Annotated in this window: 17 protein-coding genes; 14 read left to right on the plus strand and 3 right to left on the minus strand. The window is 39.1% G+C overall.

The annotated features are described in order from the left end of the window. Positions 1-17 precede the first annotated feature (17 nt). Entirely contained in the window at positions 18-800 is a 783-nt protein-coding gene (yaaA, locus tag JEP71_RS06885; protein WP_109371857.1) for a peroxide stress protein YaaA, read from the minus strand. A gap of 304 nt (positions 801-1104) precedes the next feature. On the opposite strand from yaaA, the gene tal reads away from it, so the two are divergent. The 5 genes from tal (at position 1105) to dnaJ (ending at position 7692) form a co-directional block, all read left to right on the plus strand. Further along, positions 1105-2058 (plus strand): transaldolase, encoded by a 954-nt coding sequence (gene tal / locus JEP71_RS06890; protein WP_198619308.1) that lies wholly within the window; start codon positions 1105-1107, stop codon positions 2056-2058. A 183-nt stretch (positions 2059-2241) separates the two neighbouring features. Then, positions 2242-3225 carry a tetratricopeptide repeat protein gene (locus JEP71_RS06895; RefSeq protein WP_109371853.1) on the plus strand — a complete coding sequence of 328 codons (984 nt, stop codon included), beginning with the start codon at positions 2242-2244 and terminating at the stop codon, positions 3223-3225. A gap of 224 nt (positions 3226-3449) precedes the next feature. Then, the gene (gene mog / locus JEP71_RS06900) at positions 3450-4037 is read left to right on the plus strand and encodes a molybdopterin adenylyltransferase (protein WP_198625964.1); all 588 of its coding nucleotides are present in this window, start codon (positions 3450-3452) and stop codon (positions 4035-4037) included. A 484-nt stretch (positions 4038-4521) separates the two neighbouring features. Continuing rightward, positions 4522-6447, plus strand: coding sequence for a molecular chaperone DnaK (gene dnaK, locus JEP71_RS06905; protein ID WP_198619310.1), 1926 nt, complete (start codon positions 4522-4524; stop codon positions 6445-6447). A gap of 105 nt (positions 6448-6552) precedes the next feature. Then, positions 6553-7692, plus strand: a complete 1140-nt coding sequence (gene dnaJ, locus JEP71_RS06910; RefSeq protein WP_196532347.1) for a molecular chaperone DnaJ — start codon at positions 6553-6555, stop codon at positions 7690-7692. A gap of 74 nt (positions 7693-7766) precedes the next feature. Here dnaJ and JEP71_RS06915 read toward each other — a convergent pair whose 3' ends face one another. After that, positions 7767-8612 (minus strand): DMT family transporter, encoded by an 846-nt coding sequence (locus JEP71_RS06915; protein ID WP_196532346.1) that lies wholly within the window; start codon positions 8610-8612, stop codon positions 7767-7769. A 455-nt stretch (positions 8613-9067) separates the two neighbouring features. On the opposite strand from JEP71_RS06915, the gene nhaA reads away from it, so the two are divergent. Both nhaA and nhaR read left to right on the plus strand, forming a co-directional pair. Further along, positions 9068-10246: a Na+/H+ antiporter NhaA gene (nhaA, locus tag JEP71_RS06920; RefSeq protein WP_196532345.1), complete on the plus strand. Its 1179-nt coding sequence runs from the start codon at positions 9068-9070 to the stop codon at positions 10244-10246. A 190-nt stretch (positions 10247-10436) separates the two neighbouring features. Beyond that, the gene (gene nhaR, locus JEP71_RS06925) at positions 10437-11357 is read left to right on the plus strand and encodes a transcriptional activator NhaR (RefSeq protein ID WP_196532344.1); all 921 of its coding nucleotides are present in this window, start codon (positions 10437-10439) and stop codon (positions 11355-11357) included. A 72-nt stretch (positions 11358-11429) separates the two neighbouring features. Here the strand turns inward: nhaR and rpsT are convergent, their stop codons facing one another. Further along, entirely contained in the window at positions 11430-11690 is a 261-nt protein-coding gene (gene rpsT / locus JEP71_RS06930; protein WP_004248964.1) for a 30S ribosomal protein S20, read from the minus strand. A gap of 431 nt (positions 11691-12121) precedes the next feature. Here rpsT and ribF point away from each other — a divergent pair, with 431 nt between their 5' ends. The 7 genes from ribF to carA all read left to right on the plus strand — a co-directional run bounded on the left by ribF (position 12122) and on the right by carA (position 20549). Next, positions 12122-13063, plus strand: a complete 942-nt coding sequence (ribF, locus tag JEP71_RS06935) for a bifunctional riboflavin kinase/FAD synthetase (RefSeq protein WP_198619312.1) — start codon at positions 12122-12124, stop codon at positions 13061-13063. A gap of 29 nt (positions 13064-13092) precedes the next feature. Next, on the plus strand, positions 13093-15903 hold the full coding sequence (gene ileS / locus JEP71_RS06940) for an isoleucine--tRNA ligase (protein WP_198625965.1): 2811 nt from the start codon (positions 13093-13095) through the stop codon (positions 15901-15903). Between the two features lie 3 nt (positions 15904-15906). Continuing rightward, positions 15907-16422 carry a signal peptidase II gene (gene lspA / locus JEP71_RS06945; RefSeq protein ID WP_109371833.1) on the plus strand — a complete coding sequence of 172 codons (516 nt, stop codon included), beginning with the start codon at positions 15907-15909 and terminating at the stop codon, positions 16420-16422. A gap of 69 nt (positions 16423-16491) precedes the next feature. Further along, complete coding sequence (gene fkpB, locus JEP71_RS06950) at positions 16492-16962, plus strand: FKBP-type peptidyl-prolyl cis-trans isomerase (RefSeq protein ID WP_075673711.1); 471 nt, start codon at positions 16492-16494, stop codon at positions 16960-16962. Further along, positions 16943-17896 (plus strand): 4-hydroxy-3-methylbut-2-enyl diphosphate reductase, encoded by a 954-nt coding sequence (gene ispH, locus JEP71_RS06955; protein WP_109371829.1) that lies wholly within the window; start codon positions 16943-16945, stop codon positions 17894-17896. Before fkpB ends, ispH begins: the two co-directional genes overlap by 20 nt. Positions 17897-18129: 233 nt before the next feature. Next, positions 18130-18951: a 4-hydroxy-tetrahydrodipicolinate reductase gene (gene dapB, locus JEP71_RS06960; RefSeq protein ID WP_198619314.1), complete on the plus strand. Its 822-nt coding sequence runs from the start codon at positions 18130-18132 to the stop codon at positions 18949-18951. A gap of 434 nt (positions 18952-19385) precedes the next feature. Further along, entirely contained in the window at positions 19386-20549 is a 1164-nt protein-coding gene (gene carA / locus JEP71_RS06965; RefSeq protein WP_198619315.1) for a glutamine-hydrolyzing carbamoyl-phosphate synthase small subunit, read from the plus strand. Positions 20550-20564 lie beyond the last annotated feature (15 nt).

Below are 20564 nucleotides of genomic sequence, written 5' to 3' on the forward strand. Positions count from 1 at the left end.
GCTAATAGTTAATATTTTTATTTCGCCAGTGATTCTGCACGTTTAAATACGAGAGTGTTACCCTCTGATTCTGCTGAGTTAAATTGATAACCTTCAAGATCAAATTCTTTCAGTTGTGCTTTATTAGTTAGTTTTTCTTGAATAATAAAGCGACTCATTAATCCACGGGCTTTTTTAGCGTAGAAGCTGATAACTTTATATTTGCCATTTTTTTCATCAAGGAAAACAGGTTTAATAATATCAGCATTGAGTTTTTTCGGGTTGACGGATTTAAAATATTCATCAGATGCTAAATTGATTAAAACATTATCACCTTGTTCTTCAAGTGCTTTGTTTAGCGCTTCTGTAATGGTATTTCCCCAAAATTGGTATAAATCGCTTCCTTTTTTATTTTTTAGCTTTATTCCCATTTCAAGACGATAAGGTTGCATTAAATCAAGAGGGCGCAGTACGCCATATAAGCCAGAAAGCATACGTAAATGTTGTTGTGCAAATTGAAAATCATCTTCAGAAAAAAGCTCTGCTTGCATTCCGGTATAAACATCACCTTTAAATGCCAAAATAGCTTGGCGTGCATTTTCTGGTGTGAAATTAGGTTGCCATTCACCAAAACGAGCGGCATTTAATCCCGCGAGTTTATCACTTATTTTCATTAAGCTTGCGATATCGCTCGATGACAATTTTCGACATTCTTCGATAAGTTGTTGGGAATATTTTAGCAATTCAGGTTGGGTGAAGTGCGTTGTTGCTAAAGGCGATTCGAAATCCAGTGTTTTAGCTGGTGAAATGGTGATTAGCATAATTCCCTCGATACGTTATTTTAATGTTGACCAAATATAGCAAATTCTTTCGATTAAAGACTAAATTATAGTAATAGGAAAAAACAATGGTTTCTCTTATTTGTCGTAAAACTCGACGATTTAAACGATTCAGCCTGTAATTTTCTTCTGTTTTTTTCCGCTTTTGTTTTGCGAAAACGTTTGGCATTCAAATAATTGCTTTGTATGAATCTAAGCGTCTTGTAGTGTGAGCAGTCCATGTTATTATCAATAGATATCCGCAGGTGACTGCAAACAGATTTACCTAGTAGATGAGATAAACAAAATGACCAACAAATTGACTTCTTTGCGTAAGCTGACAACTGTTGTTGCTGACACTGGTGACATTGCAGCAATGAAACTGTATCAGCCACAAGATGCAACTACCAACCCATCTTTAATTTTAAATGCAGCTCAAATTCCTGAATATCGTAAATTAATTGATGAAGCGATTGAATGGGCTCGTTCACAAAGCGATTCTCGTGAACAACAAATCGTTGATGCTTGCGACAAACTGGCAGTGAATATCGGTTTAGAAATTTTAAAACTGATCCCAGGTCGTATTTCAACAGAAGTTGATGCACGTCTTTCTTACGACACACAAGCATGTATCGAAAAAGCACGTCATTTAATAAAACTTTATAATGATGCAGGTATCAGTAACGACCGTATTCTTATCAAATTAGCATCTACTTGGCAGGGGATCCGTGCCGCAGAGCAATTAGAAAAAGAAGGTATCAACTGTAACCTGACTTTACTGTTCTCTTTCGCTCAAGCGCGTGCATGTGCTGAAGCAGGTGTTTACCTGATTTCTCCATTTGTTGGTCGTATCATGGATTGGTATAAAGCCAATACAGATAAAAAAGAATTTGCTCCAGCTGAAGATCCAGGTGTGATTTCTGTTACTGAAATCTATAACTATTACAAACAACACGGTTATAACACTGTTGTTATGGGCGCAAGCTTCCGTAATATGGGTGAGATTTTAGAATTAGCAGGTTGTGACCGTTTAACTATTGCACCAGCACTGTTAAAAGAATTATCAGAAGCTGAAGGTGAAGTTGAACATAAATTATCTTACAAAGGTGAAGTGAAAGCGCGTCCAGAAGCTATCACTGAAGCTCAATTCTATTGGGAGCACAACGCTGACCCAATGGCAGTAGATAAATTATCTGACGGTATTCGCAAATTTGCTGTCGATCAGGAAAAATTAGAGAAAATGATTGCGGATTTATTATAATTCGTCGTTAAATTCTTATAAAAATCTTAAATACCCATCTTATACAGGTGGGTATTTTCATTTTTTGCTTCTCAAAATAACATTTAAGTAAATTTTAAGATTAAATTGATTGGAATATATTATTTATCCAGTAATAATTATAAAAATATATTATTAAAATACTCTATTTATTATTGGTGAATTATGAAAAAGATTGTCTTGGCAACGGTACTTGCATCGTTATTTTTTAGTGGCGCTGCAATGGCAGAAAGTAAAACGGCTTTCTCTTTACCTGCAATTGAAAAAAGTGCTGAAAGTGGAAATGCAGCATCTCAGTATCAATTGGGTGTGAAATATGAGAATGGTGAAGGTGTTGAGCAAGACTCACAAAAAGCACTAGAGTGGTATACCAAAGCGGCAGAACAAGGCCATGCTGAAGCACAGTTAAATTTAGCACTTATGTATGACATGAGTGATGATATTGACCGTGATGCAGAAAAAGCGGTTTATTGGTATAACAAAGCGGCTGTTCAAGGTGTCTCTTTAGCCCAATACAATCTTGCGGTTTCTTACGATGATGGTGATGGCGTAGCGCAAGATCATGAGAAAGCAGTGTATTGGTATACTAAAGCGGGTGAGCAAGGTGATAGTGATGCTCAATACAACCTTGGGATCTCTTATGATGAAGGTATCGGTGTAGCACAAGACCATGAAGCAGCGGTTGTTTGGTATACAAAAGCAGCAGAGCAAGGTCATGCAGACGCACAATATAACCTTGCTGTCTCTTATGATGATGGTGAAGGTGTAGAACGTAACGGCACTAAAGCGGTTTTCTGGTATACAAAAGCAGCAAACCAAGGTAATCGTGATGCGCAAAATAACTTAGGCGTAATGTACGATGAAGGCGACGGTGTCGCTAAAGATGCACGTAAAGCCGTTGAATGGTATAGAAAATCAGCTATACAAGGTAATGGTTTGGCACAAAATAACTTAGCTTTAAACTATTATTACGGTAAAGGCGTTAAACGCGATCTGAAAGAAGCTTATGCATGGTTCTCTGTTGCTGTTGAAAATGGTGATGGTGATGAAGCTATGCTAAAACGTACTGCTCGCGCATTAAATGCAGCACAATTAGCTGAAGCGAAAAAATTAGCAGCATCTTATATTACTAAATATATTGATGAGTAATATTAATTAATATTATTCAAGATTAAAGAGGGGGAGCTTATGCTCCCTTTTTTATTTTTAGCTAAAGCCAAATAAAAATAGATTATTATCATTTCTTTATTATCTATTCTCAATAATCAAATTTTAAATATCAATAATATATTGAGATTCTTTTTAATTCTCTTGTGTTCTCATGGTAATATCTGCGCGCAAGTTAGACGGTGATTGATTAATAGAGGTTTGATATGAACGAATTACGCATAGGGTTAGTTTCTGTTTCTGATCGCGCATCAAGTGGGATTTATGAAGATAAAGGCTTACCCGCTTTAGAAGCTTGGCTAAAGGCTGCATTAACAACGCCTTTTCATATCGAATCACGTTTAATACCTGACGAACAACTCATGATTGAGCAAACACTGTGTGAGCTAGTTGATGAAGTCGGCTGTCATTTAGTGTTAACAACAGGGGGAACGGGTCCCGCTCGTCGTGACGTTACTCCTGATGCTACGTTGGCTATCGCAGACAGAGAAATGCCAGGTTTTGGCGAGCAGATGCGTCAAATTAGTCTGCAGTTTGTACCCACAGCTATTTTATCTCGCCAAGTTGGTGTTATTCGTAATCAAGCGTTAATTCTAAATTTACCAGGACAACCTAAGGCTATTGCAGAAACATTAGAAGGGTTAAAAGATAACGACGGTAATGTGATTGTTAGTGGTATTTTCGCTAGTGTACCGTACTGCATTCAACTGCTTGATGGTCCTTATGTCGAAACTAATGAAGCTATTGTTGCTACTTTTAGACCTAAATCAGCCCGCCGTTCCACTTCAGTATAAATAATGTAAGAGGTTATTTTTGTCACCAAACTTCTGGCTAGGAAAAGCTTTGACTAAGTTTGGATAACGCAAAAGTAACCCTATATTTATTTGATATTTTTATTATAAAAGTTAAAAAACATTATTTTTCAAATAGTTATTCTCTTATTCTAAGCATGGTCTTAAAAATACACTTTAGATAAGTCATAATGTTATTTGTGAATGATGTAACGTAATGAAAAATAACAAGTTTTAATTCTCGTTTTATTCTCAGCTACAAAATTTTCGCATTTTTTGCATTTTTTTTCATTATTCCCCTTGATGAATGTATTTATGACCCCATCTTCTTTTTCAACTGCAATTACCACTATTGAGTTGCGTTGATTTTGTATCCGCTTGGAGATGATGTTGTTTAGTCTATTAATTTATGACTTGAAAAATGAATATTCATCCTCATATAGATTGGTAATCAAATTGATAAAGAATTCTCTTTGGAGGCGTTTAAATGGGTAAAATTATTGGTATTGACCTGGGTACAACTAACTCTTGTGTTGCTGTAATGGATGGCAAAGCTGCCCGGGTTATTGAAAACGCAGAAGGCGATCGTACTACTCCTTCAATCGTTGCTTATGCACAAGATGGTGAAATCTTAGTTGGTCAACCTGCAAAACGTCAGGCTGTGACTAACCCACAAAATACTTTGTTTGCCATCAAACGTTTAATTGGTCGTCGTTTTGAGGATGCCGAAGTTCAACGTGACGTTGCTATCATGCCTTACAAAATTGTAAAAGCAGATAACGGTGATGCTTGGGTTGAAGCACGTAACGAAAAAATGGCTCCACCACAAGTTTCTGCTGAAGTCCTGAAAAAAATGAAGAAAACAGCAGAAGACTATTTAGGTGAAGCAGTTACTGAAGCTGTTATTACTGTTCCTGCTTACTTTAACGATGCTCAACGTCAAGCAACTAAAGATGCTGGTCGTATCGCTGGTCTTGAAGTTAAACGTATTATTAACGAACCAACAGCGGCTGCTCTGGCTTACGGCTTAGATCGTGAAGTGGGTAACCGTACTATCGCAGTTTACGACTTAGGTGGTGGTACATTCGATATCTCTATCATCGAAATCGATGAAGTTGATGGCGAAAAAACCTATGAAGTTCTGTCAACCAATGGTGATACTCACTTAGGTGGTGAAGACTTCGATAGCCGTTTAATTAACTATTTAGTTGATGAATTTAAGAAAGAACAAGGCATTGATCTACGTAACGATCCATTAGCAATGCAACGTCTGAAAGAAGCAGCAGAAAAAGCGAAAATCGAATTATCTTCTGCACAACAAACAGATGTTAACTTGCCATACGTTACAGCTGATGCGACTGGTCCTAAACACTTAAATATCAAAGTCACTCGTGCAAAACTGGAATCTTTAGTTGAAGATTTAGTTAAACGTTCAATGGAACCAGTACGTGTTGCATTAGAAGATGCAGGCCTGAAAGTTAGCGAAGTTAGCGACGTTATTCTGGTTGGTGGTCAAACTCGTATGCCAATGGTTCAAAAAACCGTTGCTGATTTCTTCGGTAAAGAGCCACGTAAAGACGTTAACCCAGATGAAGCTGTTGCAATGGGTGCGGCTGTTCAAGGTGGTGTGTTAGCGGGTGATGTTAAAGACGTTCTGTTACTTGACGTAACACCACTGTCTTTAGGTATCGAAACAATGGGTGGTGTAATGACTTCCCTGATTGCGAAAAATACCACAATTCCAACTAAACATAGCCAAGTGTTCTCTACCGCAGAAGATAACCAATCTGCTGTAACTATTCACGTATTACAAGGTGAACGTAAACGTGCAAGTGATAACAAATCACTGGGTCAGTTTAACTTAGATGGTATTCAAGCTGCGCCACGCGGTATGCCACAAATCGAAGTTACTTTTGACATCGATGCTGATGGTATCTTGCATGTATCAGCGAAAGATAAAAACAGTGGTCGTGAGCAAAACATCACAATCAAAGCTTCTTCAGGTTTAAATGAAGATGAAATCCAAAAAATGGTTCGTGATGCAGAAGCAAACGCAGAAGCTGACCGTAAGTTTGAAGAATTAGTACAAACTCGTAACCAAGCTGACCAATTAGTTCACGGTACACGTAAACAAATTGAAGAAGCGGGTGATAAATTACCAGCGAACGATAAAGAAGCTATCGAAAAAGCGGTAAGCGAGTTAGAAATCGCTTCTAAAGGCGAAGATAAAGACACTATTGAAGCAAAAATTAAAGCATTAGTTGAAGCTTCTGAAAAACTGCTAGAAATCGCACAACAACAAGCTCAAGCAGGCGCCGCAGGTAATGCGACGGGTGCTGATGCAAGTGCGAAGAAAGATGACGATGTTGTCGATGCAGAATTTGAAGAAGTTGACGGCAAAGACAAGAAATAATGCCCTTAACGGGCCGCGGTAACTCACCTGTGAATAGTTACTGATACCGAACACGGGCGTCGAGGAAACTCAACGCCCGTGTGCTTATGTCAAGGGTAATCTAGAATGGCGAAAAGAGATTTTTACGAAGTACTCGGTTTAAGTAAAACTGCCGACGAAAAAGAAATTAAACGCGCATATAAGCGTTTAGCAATGAAATATCACCCAGACCGTAATCAAGGTGATAAAGAGTCAGAAGCAAAATTCAAAGAAATCAAAGAAGCCTATGAGATCTTAAGTGATGCTCAAAAACGTGCTGCTTATGATCAATATGGTCATGCTGCGTTTGAACAGGGTGGATTTGGTGGTCAAGGTGGCGGCGGCTTCGGCGGTGGTGCTGACTTTGGTGATATCTTTGGTGATGTATTTGGCGATATTTTTGGCGGTGGTCGTCGTCAACAACGTGCAGCGCGTGGTTCTGACTTACAATACAACATGGATCTAACGCTTGAAGAAGCGGTTCGTGGCGTCACTAAAGAAATTCGTATACCAACACTGGAAACATGTGACAAATGCCATGGTAGCGGTGCTAAAGAAGGCACATCAGCAGAAACCTGTTCTACTTGTCATGGCGCTGGTCAGGTTCATTTACGTCAAGGTTTCTTCACTGTACAGCAAGCATGTCCAACTTGTCATGGTCGCGGTAAAGTGATCAAAGAGCCTTGTTCTAAATGTCATGGTGATGGTCGTGTTGAACGCTCTAAAACGCTGTCTGTCAAAATTCCAGCCGGTGTTGATACTGGTGACCGTATTCGCTTAAGTGGTGAAGGTGAAGCAGGTGAAAACGGCGCGCCAGCAGGCGATTTATACGTACAGGTTCATGTTCGCCAACATCATATTTTTGAACGTGATGGCAATAATCTTTACTGTGAAGTTCCTATCAACTTCGCCATTGCTGCTTTAGGTGGCGAGATTGAAGTCCCAACACTTGATGGCCGTGTGAAACTTAAAATTCCAGCAGAAACACAAACTGGAAAAATGTTCCGCATGAAAGGCAAGGGCGTTAAATCAGTACGCAGTAGTAGTATTGGTGACTTAATGTGTCGCGTTGTGGTTGAAACACCCGTCAAACTGAATGAGAAACAAAAAGAGTTAATGCAACAACTGGGTGAATCATTCGGTGGCAAGAGTGGTGAGAAAAATACCCCTCGTTCTAAAAGCTTCTTAGATGGTGTGAAAAAATTCTTTGATGATTTAACCAAATAATTTTTCTTATCACCTTCAAAAGGCCTGATGATAAATTCTGTCATCAGGCTTTTTTATTTGAATTATGTTTTGTTCTATCCCATCTTGATAGCGACAATACCGGCTAAAATCACTAAACACGCCAATAGCTGTTTACGGTTAAATTGCTCTTTTAACAGATAAACAGATAAGATCATGGCAAATAACACGCTGGTTTCCCTTAGTGCAGCGACAAGCACAATAGAGGCATGACTCATCGCCCATATCACTATGCCATAACTTACCAATTGCATCACGCCACCAAAGAAAGCTGGCTTCCAATAATCCTTTATCTTGGTTTTTAAATGTTGGCGATAACGAAGCCAAGCAAGTAAATACATTGCGATGCCATTTAAAAAGAAGAGCCATAAAATATAAGCAAACGGTGTTTCACCTACACGAGAGCCATTACCATCAGATAGGGTATAACTTGCGGTAAATAATGCGGTAAGTAGCGCAAAAAAGAGTGCATCTTTACGTAAATTAAACTCTGCTATTTTTCTACTACGTGAGATAAGGATAATACCCAAAATGATAAATAAAATGCCAATGAGCCCAGCAATAGGTAGTGTTTCATGGAAGAGAAAAAAACCAAGAAAAGCAGTCATTAATGGCGCACTGCCACGAGAGATAGGGTAGACCTGATTAAAGTCAGCTAGGGTATAACAGCGACTTAAAGAGAGTGTGTAACCAATATGAAATAAAACAGAAAGAATAAGCCATTTCCAAGCACCGACATCAGGGAGCCCAACCCAAAACAGGGCGGGTAGAGTTACAGCACCCGAAAAAAAAGTCAGTAACGAGATCCCTAAAAATCGATCACTACCTACTTTAACTAATGCATTCCAACATGCATGAAAGATAGCAGCAAATAAAACGGCAATAAAAACAGTAATCGACATATTGATAGAAACCTTAATGTAACGAGAGTATTCACTATCTATAGGACAATAACACAATGGTTAAATAGTGAAACATGCAACATTTTCTTTTTATTTATAATTGCGGGGTATATTTTAATATGAAGAATAACATTAGCATTATTTATGTAGATAAGAAAAATTGATACTTTTGATCTATTTTGTTGATTGGTGTTAATTATTAAATTAGATGCTTATTTTTATTGTTTTTTAAATAAAGTATTATTAAATCAATATGATAAAAATAACTTTTATAAATCTACTTTTATTCTATTTTTTTCGATATTTTGTTGATTGACGACGATTATTTGCTTTGTTTTTCTTGATATTTTCTCTTTATTTCGGAAATATCGATTTATTATCCATAAATAATCTGTTTTTTACGAATTCATAATTAGCATATTATTAACAAAATTAGTAATTTTGAGGTTAATATTATGACGGCAATTATTAGACAATTTTTGAGATTAGAGGCATCAGGCGGTATTCTTCTGATTATTGCTGCTATTATCGCATTGATTATGGCGAATACACCTCTAAGTGCTTTGTATAATGAGTTTTTATCTATTCCAATTATGATCAAATTCGGTGCATTCGAACTTGATAAACCATTATTACTTTGGGTAAATGATGCCTTAATGGCGATCTTTTTCTTAGTAGTCGGATTGGAAGTTAAACGTGAATTAAAAGAAGGCTCTTTGGCTCAGCGTGATAGAGCCATTTTCCCTGCGATAGCCGCAGTAGGTGGTATGTTAGCACCCGCATTGATTTATTTGATGTTTAATCATGCGGACGCAATTGGACAGCAAGGTTGGGCAATTCCAGCGGCAACTGATATTGCTTTTGCACTGGGGGTTATGGCGTTACTGGGTAAGCGTGTTCCTGTCGAGTTAAAAGTCTTTTTGTTAGCGTTAGCTATCATTGATGACTTAGGTGTGATAGTCATTATTGCGCTCTTTTATTCAAAGAGTATTGCATTAATGCCTCTCGCTTTGGCAGGTTTAATCGTGATTGCTCTGGGCATAATGAACTGGCGTAAAGTGGGTAATACGGCTGCTTATTTAATTCTAGGGTTCATCTTGTGGGTGTGTATTTTAAAATCAGGTATTCATGCAACGATTGCAGGTGTGATTGTTGGATTCCTCATCCCATTAAGAAATAAAGAAGGTGATTCTCCTTCTGAAGAATTAGAGCATGTGCTACACCCTTGGGTTGCCTATTTTATTTTACCGCTGTTTGCATTTAGTAACGCAGGGGTTTCTTTAAATGGCGTAACGCTTGATGGCATGTTATCTGCCTTACCGTTAGGTATCGCGTTAGGCCTATTTTTAGGTAAGCCGATTGGAATTTTCCTCTTTAGTTGGGTTTCGGTAAAACTAGGCATTGCAAAATTACCAGATGCGATTAATCTTAAGCAAATATTTGCAGTATCTGTGCTATGTGGTATCGGTTTTACTATGTCTATCTTTATCGCAGGGTTAGCATTTGATGGCGCGGATGAAGCTTATAATACCTACGCTAAACTTGGTATTTTAGTCGGTTCAACAGTAGCCGCTGTTGTGGGATATTTGTTACTTCATTCTGTTTTACCGAAGTTAAAGACAAAGTCAATATAGGGAAATTTATTACGGATTTGAGTTTCTCAACACAATAAATACCGAGCTATATATTTAAACCTACGGTGCAATACAGTGTATTGTGCCGTAGGTGTTTTTATGAGGATTGGGTGCAAGGAAAGCCAATCGCAAACTAATGCGTTATTACATAGTCTGTGTATGAAGCACAGAAGTTGAAAGGAAGATAACTATGCGGGTGTCACATCTCAATTTTAACCATCTTTATTATTTTTGGCATGTGTGTAAAGAAGGCTCTGTTGTGGGTGCAGCGCAAGCGCTGTATCTGACACCTCAGACAATTACAGGGCAAATTAAAGCATTAGAAGAAAGATTGGGTGGCAAGTTATTTAAACGCCAAGGAAGAGGATTAGTTCCTTCAGAATTGGGTCAGCTCATTTTTCGTTATGCCGATAAAATGTTTATGCTCAGCCAAGAAATGCTGGATATCGTCAACTACAGTCGTGAGTCGAATTTACTGTTTGATGTCGGTGTTGCTGATGCGTTATCAAAACAATTAGTCAGTCGCGTATTAGAAACGGCTGTCATTGATAATGAGCAAATCCATTTGCGTTGTTTTGAATCTACTCATGAACTATTACTAGAACAATTAAGTCAGCATAAGCTGGATATGATCTTATCAGATTGCCCCGTGGATTCGTCACAACAAGAAGGTCTGTTCTCTGTAAAACTTGGCGAATGTAATATGAGCTTTTTTTGCAGTCATCCGCTTCCTGAAAAGCCGTTTCCTGAATGTTTAGAAGAGCGAAAGCTCCTCATTCCAGGGCGTAGATATATGTTAGGTCGCCATTTATTAACGTGGATACGTAATAAAAACCTGCAAGTAGAAATATTGGGTGAGTTTGATGATGCGGCATTAATGAAAGCATTCGGCTTAAATTATAATGCTATCTTTGTCGCGCCTTCACTGTATACCGACGAAACTTTTGCTCATAGTAATATCGAAGAGATTGGGAAGCTTGATACGGTAAAAGAAGAGTACTACGCGATTTTTGCAGAGAGAATGATCCAACATCCAGCGGTTCAACGTGTTTGTAATACTGATTTTTCAGAACTCTTTAATGGAGATAAAAAGAGCGTTGTAAACCCATAAAGTGTTTGCGGTTAAAAAGTAGAAAATAAAAAACCGGCATAAGCCGGTTTTTTATAACACAAGAAAGCAATATTACATTGCTTTGATTTGTGCTTGCAGATTAGCTTTATGACGTGCAGCTTTATTCTTGTGAATTAAGCCTTTAGTTGCCTGACGGTCAACAATTGGTTGCATGTCATTAAATGCTTTTTGTGCTGCTTCTTTATCACCTGAAGCAACTGCTGCGTATACTTTTTTGATGTAAGTACGCATCATAGAACGACGGCTTGCGTTGTGCTGACGACGCTTTTCAGACTGAACCGCACGTTTCTTAGCTGATTTGATATTAGCCAAGTTCCAACTCCCAAATATATTCTAGCGAGGACAAATACAAAGGTGAAGGAATATGCCTTTTCAACCTAAGTTTGTCAATGGATTTATACAAAATTAGCGTCGTTGTACGCGACACTTGTTTCGTTGTGATGGCGCAAGATTTTATCAGTTAAGACGGGTAGAATACAGTCTTTTGAGTGAAAAAATCATCAAAATCGTGTATATGAGTAATAAATAATAGATTCTAATAGGATCTATGCTTGATTTTATGCGATTTTATAACCAAGAAGTGAGTGATAGTCCATTTTTTGTTTGATGTGAGCAATCAAATTTAAGAATAACAGTGAATCGACTTGTCGAGATATTACTCATCAATAAACATTGATATATTGGGTTACTCTCAAGCCTTTGACAAGGTATAATCCAATAATTTCCACGGTATTGAGCCAGTTATGGAGCTAATTCGCGGTATACAAAATATTAGAGCGCTACACCACGGTTGCGTTCTGACAATTGGGAATTTTGATGGTGTCCATAGAGGCCATCAGGCATTATTGAAACACTTGAAGCAAGAGGCATCGCAGCGAGGATTACCCACGGTTGTGATGACATTTGAGCCTCAGCCACTTGAGTTCTTTTTACCAGAAAAGGCACCAGCACGTCTGACTCGTTTACGAGACAAGATTAAGTATTTAGCTGAATGTGGTATTGATTACCTTTTGTGTGTCAAATTTGATAAACAATTTGCGGCACAAACACCGGAAGAATTTGTTTCATCACTGTTGGTGAATAAATTAGGGGTGAAGTTTCTTGCTATTGGTGATGATTTTCGCTTTGGCAAAAATCGTGAAGGTGATTTCCATTTTTTACAACAAGCCGGTGTTAGATATGGATTTGAAGTCGCTAATACTGAAAGTTATTGCGATAAAGGATTGCGTATCAGTAGCACTGCGGTACGAGAAGCGTTGCTCAATGATGATTTAGATCTTGCTGAATCACTACTAGGACACCCTTACAGCGTTTGTGGGCGTGTTGTTCATGGTAATGAATTGGGTAGAACCATTGGTTTTCCGACAGCCAATATTCCTATGAAACGCTTAGTTGCACCAGTTAAAGGCGTTTATGCCGTTGATGTCTATTTATCAGATAATCAATCACCTTTACCCGGTGTGGCAAATATCGGAAGTCGTCCTACTGTACAAGGGAAGGGCGTACAATTAGAAGTGCATTTAATCGACGTTAATATGGATTTATATGGACGTCGTATTGATGTTGTGTTACGAAAGAAATTACGTAATGAACAGCGATTTGCATCATTGGATGCATTGAAGCAGCAAATCGCAGATGATGTGGCTACTGCTAGGGATTTTTTATCGCAGCGGTCGGAGTCATAAACTAGCGGAAAATTGGAACTGAGAATCGAATGAGTGACTATAAAAATACCCTGAACTTACCAGAAACAGGGTTCCCTATGCGCGGGGATTTAGCAAAGCGCGAGCCAGAGATGTTATCACGTTGGTACAAAGAAGGTTTGTATCAAGCAATTCGTCAGGCTAAAAGTGGTAAGAAAACATTTATTTTGCACGATGGCCCTCCATACGCCAACGGCAATATTCATATTGGTCACTCAGTAAACAAAATTCTCAAAGATATTATTATTAAATCCAAAGGGCTGTCAGGCTTTGATTCTCCGTACATTCCAGGATGGGATTGTCACGGATTACCTATCGAACTAAAAGTTGAACAAATCGTAGGTAAACCAGGAGAGAAAATATCTGCAGCGCAATTCCGCGAGGAATGCCGTAAGTATGCTTACGAGCAAATTGAAGCACAGAAAAAAGATTTTATTCGTTTAGGTGTTCTAGGAGATTGGGAAAAACCTTATCTCACTATGGATTACAAAACCGAAGCGAACACTATTCGTGCGTTAGCGCGTATCATCGCAAATGGTCACCTGTTAAAAGGGGCTAAACCTGTTCACTGGTGTACTGCGTGTGGTTCATCGCTGGCAGAAGCTGAAGTTGAATATTACGATAAAACTTCACCGTCGATTGATGTGCGTTTCACCGCCGTTGATCCAAACGCCGTTGCCGCAAAATTCCATGCAGTAACAGATAAGCCTATTTCTTTGGTTATCTGGACAACAACGCCTTGGACATTACCTGCTAACCGCGCTATCGCATTAAATGCTGAATTTAATTACGCATTAGTCTCTTTTAACGATGAATGCGTGATTTTAGCCGCTGATCTTGTTGAAGGCGTAATGAAGCGAATTGGCGTAACAAGCTGGGCTGTTTTAGGCGAATGCAAAGGTGCTGATTTAGAGTTATTGCGCTTTAATCATCCATTTATGGGCTTTGATGTACCAGCAATTTTAGGTGATCACGTTACTTTAGAAGCGGGTACAGGTGCTGTGCATACTGCACCAGGCCACGGCCCTGATGACTTTGTTGTCGGTCAAAAATACGGTTTAGAAGTGGCAAATCCTGTTGGGCCTAATGGTTGTTACTTGCCGGGCACTTATCCAGCATTAGATGGCGTTTTTGTTTTCAAAGCAAATGATGTCATTGTTGAGCTGTTAAAAGAAAAAGGTGCTCTGTTACATCACGAAGCCATGCAACACAGTTACCCATGTTGCTGGAGACATAAAACGCCAGTTATTTTCCGTGCTACACCACAATGGTTTATTGGCATGGATAAAAACGGTTTACGTCAGCAATCATTAAAAGAGATCAAAGGTGTTAAATGGATCCCTGATTGGGGTCAAGCACGTATTGAATCAATGGTTGAAAACCGCCCTGACTGGTGTATTTCTCGTCAACGTACTTGGGGCACGCCAATGTCTCTGTTTGTTCACAAAGAGACTCAAGAGCCACATCCACGTACTTTAGAGTTGATGGAAGAAGTCGCAAAACGTGTTGAAGTCAGCGGTATTCAAGCATGGTGGGATTTAGATATCCGTGAAGTGTTGGGTGATGAAGCTGACGATTACATGAAAACGCCAGATACACTGGATGTTTGGTTCGATTCAGGATCAACACACTCAACAGTGGTTGATGCGCGTCCTGAATTCCACGGCAATTCAGCAGATATGTACTTAGAAGGCTCTGACCAACATCGTGGTTGGTTTATGTCTTCACTGATGATCTCGACTGCAATCAAAGGCAAAGCGCCTTACCGTGAAGTTTTAACACACGGTTTTACCGTAGATGGACAAGGCCGTAAAATGTCTAAATCCATCGGTAACACAGTAAGTCCACAAGATGTAATGGATAAGCTGGGTGCTGATATCCTACGTTTATGGGTTGCATCAACAGATTACACTGGTGAAATCGCCGTATCTGATGAAATCTTAAAACGCTCGGCTGATACTTATCGCCGTATTCGTAATACTGCACGTTTCTTCTTAGCGAACTTAAACGGTTTTGATCCTGCAAAACACCAAGTTAAGCCAGAAGAGATGGTCACGTTAGATCGCTGGGCAGTAGGTCGTGCGAAAGCAGCACAAGCTGATATCTTAAAACACTATGAAAATTACGATTTCCATAATGTTATTCAACGCTTAATGCAGTTCTGTTCAGTAGAAATGGGTTCTTTCTACTTAGATATCATCAAAGACAGACAGTACACTGCGAAAAGCGATAGCGTTGCTCGTCGTAGTTGCCAAACAGCGTTATTCCATATCTGTGAAGCATTAGTTCGTTGGATGGCGCCAGTTATGTCATTCACAGCAGATGAGATCTGGAATGAGTTACCAGGCGAACGTGCAAAATATGTCTTAACTGAAGAATGGTATACCGATTTATTTGGCTTAGATGCGTCAGAAACCTTAAATGATGACTACTGGGCTGAATTACTTGCCGTTCGTGGTGAAGTCAACAAAGTATTAGAGCAAGCACGCACAGATAAACAACTGCGTGGCTCTTTAGAAGCATCAGTAACTCTGTATGCAGATAAAGCTTTAGCAGATAAGTTAAATGCGTTAGGTAACGAATTGCGTTTTGTTTTATTAACTTCTCAAGCGAAAGTGGCAGATATTAATGAAGCGCCAGAAACAGCATTAGCTTCTGATATGGCGGGTTTAAAAATCGCCTTTAACAAAGCAGACGGCGAAAAATGCCCTCGTTGCTGGCATTATGCGACAGATATCGGTCAAGTAGCGGAACACGCTGAATTATGCGGACGCTGTGTTACTAACGTAGCCGGTAACGGTGAAGAACGTAAGTTTGCTTAATTAATGAAGAAAACACTTTGCTCTACAGGTTTACGCTGGCTATGGCTAGCCGTCGCCGTAGTGGTGTTGGATTTAGGAACGAAACAGTATTTCATGCAGACATTTCGTCTGTATGAATCTGTTGCCGTGATGCCTTTTTTCAACTTCACTTACGCCCATAACTATGGTGCTGCCTTTAGCTTTTTAGCAGATAAAGGAGGATGGCAACGTTGGTTTTTTGCACTGATTGCATTGGCAATCTGCATTACTTTATTGGTAATGATGTATAAAAACAAAGCGAGCGCTAAGCTAAGTAACGTTGCTTATGCGCTAATTATTGGCGGAGCATTGGGTAATCTCTCTGATCGTCTGATCCACGGGTTTGTCATCGATTTTCTTGATGTTTATATTGGAGATTGGCATTGGCCTACCTTTAATATTGCTGATATGGGGATTTGTATCGGTGCAGGGCTTATCATTATTGAGAGCTTTTTCCCTGATAAAAATGTCAGTCCTCAAGATACAAAAAAGCAAAAGTAATCAGACAAGAAGTTAACTAAAATAACCCCTGCCTTATGGCGGGGGTTACGCTTAATAGAAGGTATTAGTATGGTTATGCAGGTACTCAACGACAGCGCAGTGTTGCTGAATTTCACTTTAAAGTTAGCAGATGGCTCTGTTGCTGAATCTACACAAGCGCATGGTAAACCCGCTCTTTTTCGTTTAGGTGATGAAAGTTTATCGCCAGCCTTAGAAGCTGAATTATTGGGATTATCAACGGGAGATAAAAAAACTTTTACGCTTGCGGGTGAACATCTTTTTGGTAAATACAATCCTGACTTGATCCAATACTTTATGCCTTCTGACTTCGCAGAGTCTGGTGTGCCTGAGGCTGGCACTATCATGCTATTTACAGCAATGAATGGCAGTGAAATGCCAGGCATTGTAAGAGATGTCACTGAAGATTCTGTAACTGTTGATTTTAATCATCCGTTAGCGTCAGAAGAAGTGACATTTGATATTGAAGTTGTCAGCATCAATCCTGAGGAGGAAACAACACATGCAAATACTGCTGGCTAACCCACGAGGCTTTTGTGCGGGTGTTGACCGAGCTATCAGCATTGTTGACCGCGCTCTGGAAATCTATGGCGCACCTATTTATGTTCGTCACGAGGTCGTTCATAACCGCTATGTCGTTAACGACTTACGTGAACGAGGTGCTATCTTTATTGAAGAAATTTCAGAAGTACCCGATAACGCGATTTTAATTTTTTCAGCTCATGGTGTTTCTCAAGCTATTCGTCAAGAAGCTCGCTCACGTAATTTAACAATGCTTTATGATGCAACTTGTCCACTCGTAACCAAAGTGCATATGGAAGTGGCAAGAGCGAGCCGTAAAGGCAAAGAAGCTATCTTAATAGGTCATGCAGGACACCCTGAAGTTGAAGGCACTATGGGGCAATACAACAACCCTGAGGGGGGAATGTATTTAGTTGAGTCGCCTGCTGATGTGTGGAAATTAGAAGTCAAAGATGAAGATAATCTTTGCTTTATGACCCAAACAACGCTTTCTGTTGATGATACATCTGAAGTGATTGATGCTTTAAATGCACGCTTCCCCAAAATTATTGGGCCTCGCAAAGATGATATCTGCTACGCAACAACCAATCGCCAAGAAGCCGCAAGAGAGCTTGCTGAAAAAGCGGATGTTGTATTTGTCGTTGGCTCTAAGAACTCATCAAACTCTAATCGCTTAGCGGAGCTTGCACAGCGTGCAGGTAAGCCTTCTTATCTGATCGATAGCTTTGAAGATATTGATGAGTCATGGGTGGCTAATGCAAATATTGTTGGCGTTACAGCAGGGGCTTCAGCACCAGATATTTTGGTTCAACAAGTATTAGAACGTTTAAAAACCTTTGGTGCTGATGACGTGATTGAATTATCAGGGCGTGAAGAAAATATTGTTTTTGAAGTGCCTAAAGAGCTTCGCCTAGATTATAAAGTTATCGAATAATCTCACTTAAATGTGATAGTGAATTTAAAAAGCAGAGTGAATGACTCTGCTTTTTTTATGTATAAAGTAAAGTTAAATGAATAATCATGCTGTTCATCTCTTTTACTGATAATGACTACGGTTTTGTGTGTTTTTCTTATCTCGAACGTTAAATGCTGGCATCAAGTGGATGACATCGTTAATCTGTAAACAATAAATAGAGACAATAAGTATTGTTAAGGAGAAATTGAGTTATGTCTGCAAAAGAACTTCGTCTTGCCGTTGTTGGTGCGGGTGGTCGTATGGGGCGCCAATTAATTCAGGCAATTTCTCAACAAGAAGGAACCGTTTTAGGTGCTGCTTTTGAGCGTACTAATTCTTCATTGATTGGTGCTGATGCTGGAGAATTAGCGGGTATTGGGCATATTGGTGTCACAATCACCGATAACTTGCTGTCTCAAGCGAGTGAATTTGATGTGTTAATTGATTTTACACGCCCTGAAGGCACGCTTTCTCATATTGCATTTTGCGTAGAACAGAAAAAAGGCATGATTATTGGTACGACAGGCTTTGATGATGAAGGTAAAAAAGCCATTGAAAATGCCGCCAAAATGATCCCAATAGTGTTTGCTGCTAACTTTAGTGTTGGTGTTAACTTGGTGCTTAAATTACTTGAAAAAGCGGCGAAAGTGATGGGTTCTTACAGTGATATTGAAATTGTAGAAGCGCACCATCGTCATAAAGTTGATGCACCATCAGGCACAGCATTAGCAATGGGAGAATCTATTGCAGATGCGTTAGGCCGTGATCTTAAAGAGTGCGCAGTTTATGAACGTGTAGGACATACTGGAGAGCGAGATCCTCAAAGCATTGGTTTTGCCACTATTCGTGCAGGTGATATTGTGGGAGAACATACTGCAATTTTTGCCGATATTGGTGAGCGTGTAGAGATAAGCCACAAGGCTTCTAGCCGAATGACATTTGCAAATGGCGCAGTTAAGGCTGCTATTTGGTTAAAATCCAAAAAAACGGGTCTTTATAATATGAAGGATGTTCTTTCATTGGAAAATTTGTAGTTTTTAAAAAGATGTAATTTATTGAAAACTCATAACTATTTTTATAATTATGAGTTTTTTTATGTTTGTTTTATAAATTATTTTATAAGGTTTATTTTTATATCTTATCTCTATTTTTTCTCTGTTTTTTTCTCTCTAAAAAGAATAAATCATCTATTTTTCCTATTTAAACTCTAATTTAAAATTATCTTGGTAAGCAAACGGTTAAATTTGTAAGATTGATTATATAAATTGTCACTTGGCTAACTAAATTGCTAATGACTGATATTTTTTTAATTAAAAAGGTGTTTTTTCTAGACATCTGCTCGTTCGATCTTTAGAATGCGCCCAATTTGCCAAAAATTTGCCCAATTTTATGTTTTTGGCATTGATTTAGAGTCTTAAATCTGAATTAATATGCATGAAATGTGATTTATTATTCTCTGGAGGGCGTTTTGATTAAATCAGCTATACTGGTTCTAGAAGATGGGACCGAATTCCACGGCAAGTCGATTGGCGCAGAAGGCGCCGCCATCGGTGAAGTCGTTTTTAATACTTCAATGACCGGTTACCAAGAAATATTAACCGACCCTTCTTACTCCCAACAAATTGTTACTCTCACTTATCCCCACATTGGCAATACCGGCGTTAATCGTTCAGACGAAGAATCAGAAACAATCCATGCTCAAGGCTTAATTATTCGCGACTTGCCATTAGTGATGAGCAACTATCGTGCTGAAGAAACGTTATCTGATTATCTTAAACGTCATAACATTGTTGCGATTGCGGATATTGATACACGTAAGTTAACGCGTTTGCTGAGAGAAAAAGGCGCGCAAAACGGTTGCATTATCGCAGGCAATCATCTTGATGCTCAACAAGCTCTCGAAAAGGCCAGATCATTTCCTGGTTTAAAAGGAATGGACTTAGCAAAAACGGTGACAGTGAAACAGCCTTACCAGTGGACTCAAGGAAGTTGGACGCTAGAGAATGAATTACCAGAAGCTAAATTAGCGACTGAGTTGCCATTGCATATTGTGGCGTATGATTTCGGTGTAAAACGTAATATTTTACGTATGCTGGTGGATAGAGGATGTCGCGTTACTGTTGTACCTGCTCAAACGTCAGCTCAAGATGTTTTAGCCCTTTCGCCAGATGGTATTTTCCTTTCGAATGGCCCCGGAGATCCAGAGCCCTGTGATTATGCCATTAACGCCATTCAAACCTTTTTAACCACTGATATTCCGGTATTTGGTATCTGTTTAGGACATCAGCTATTAGCATTAGCTAGCGGTGCAAAAACCATCAAAATGAAATTTGGTCACCACGGTGGTAATCATCCTGTTAAAGATTTAGATAAAAATACGGTGATGATCACAGCGCAAAATCATGGATTTGCCGTTGATGAAACCTCTCTGCCTGCCAGTTTACGTGTGACACATAAATCTCTATTTGATGGTTCTTTACAAGGTATTCATCGCACAGATAAACCTGCATTCAGCTTCCAAGGCCACCCAGAAGCCAGTCCTGGCCCTCATGATGCGGCACCTCTTTTTGATCACTTTATCGAGCTTATCGCGCAATATCGTCAAAACCTGCAATCAGTGACAACAAAATAAATCAGGAGCGAAAGA

Source organism: Proteus sp. PR00224, assembly GCF_016238105.1.
GTDB lineage: Bacteria > Pseudomonadota > Gammaproteobacteria > Enterobacterales > Enterobacteriaceae > Proteus.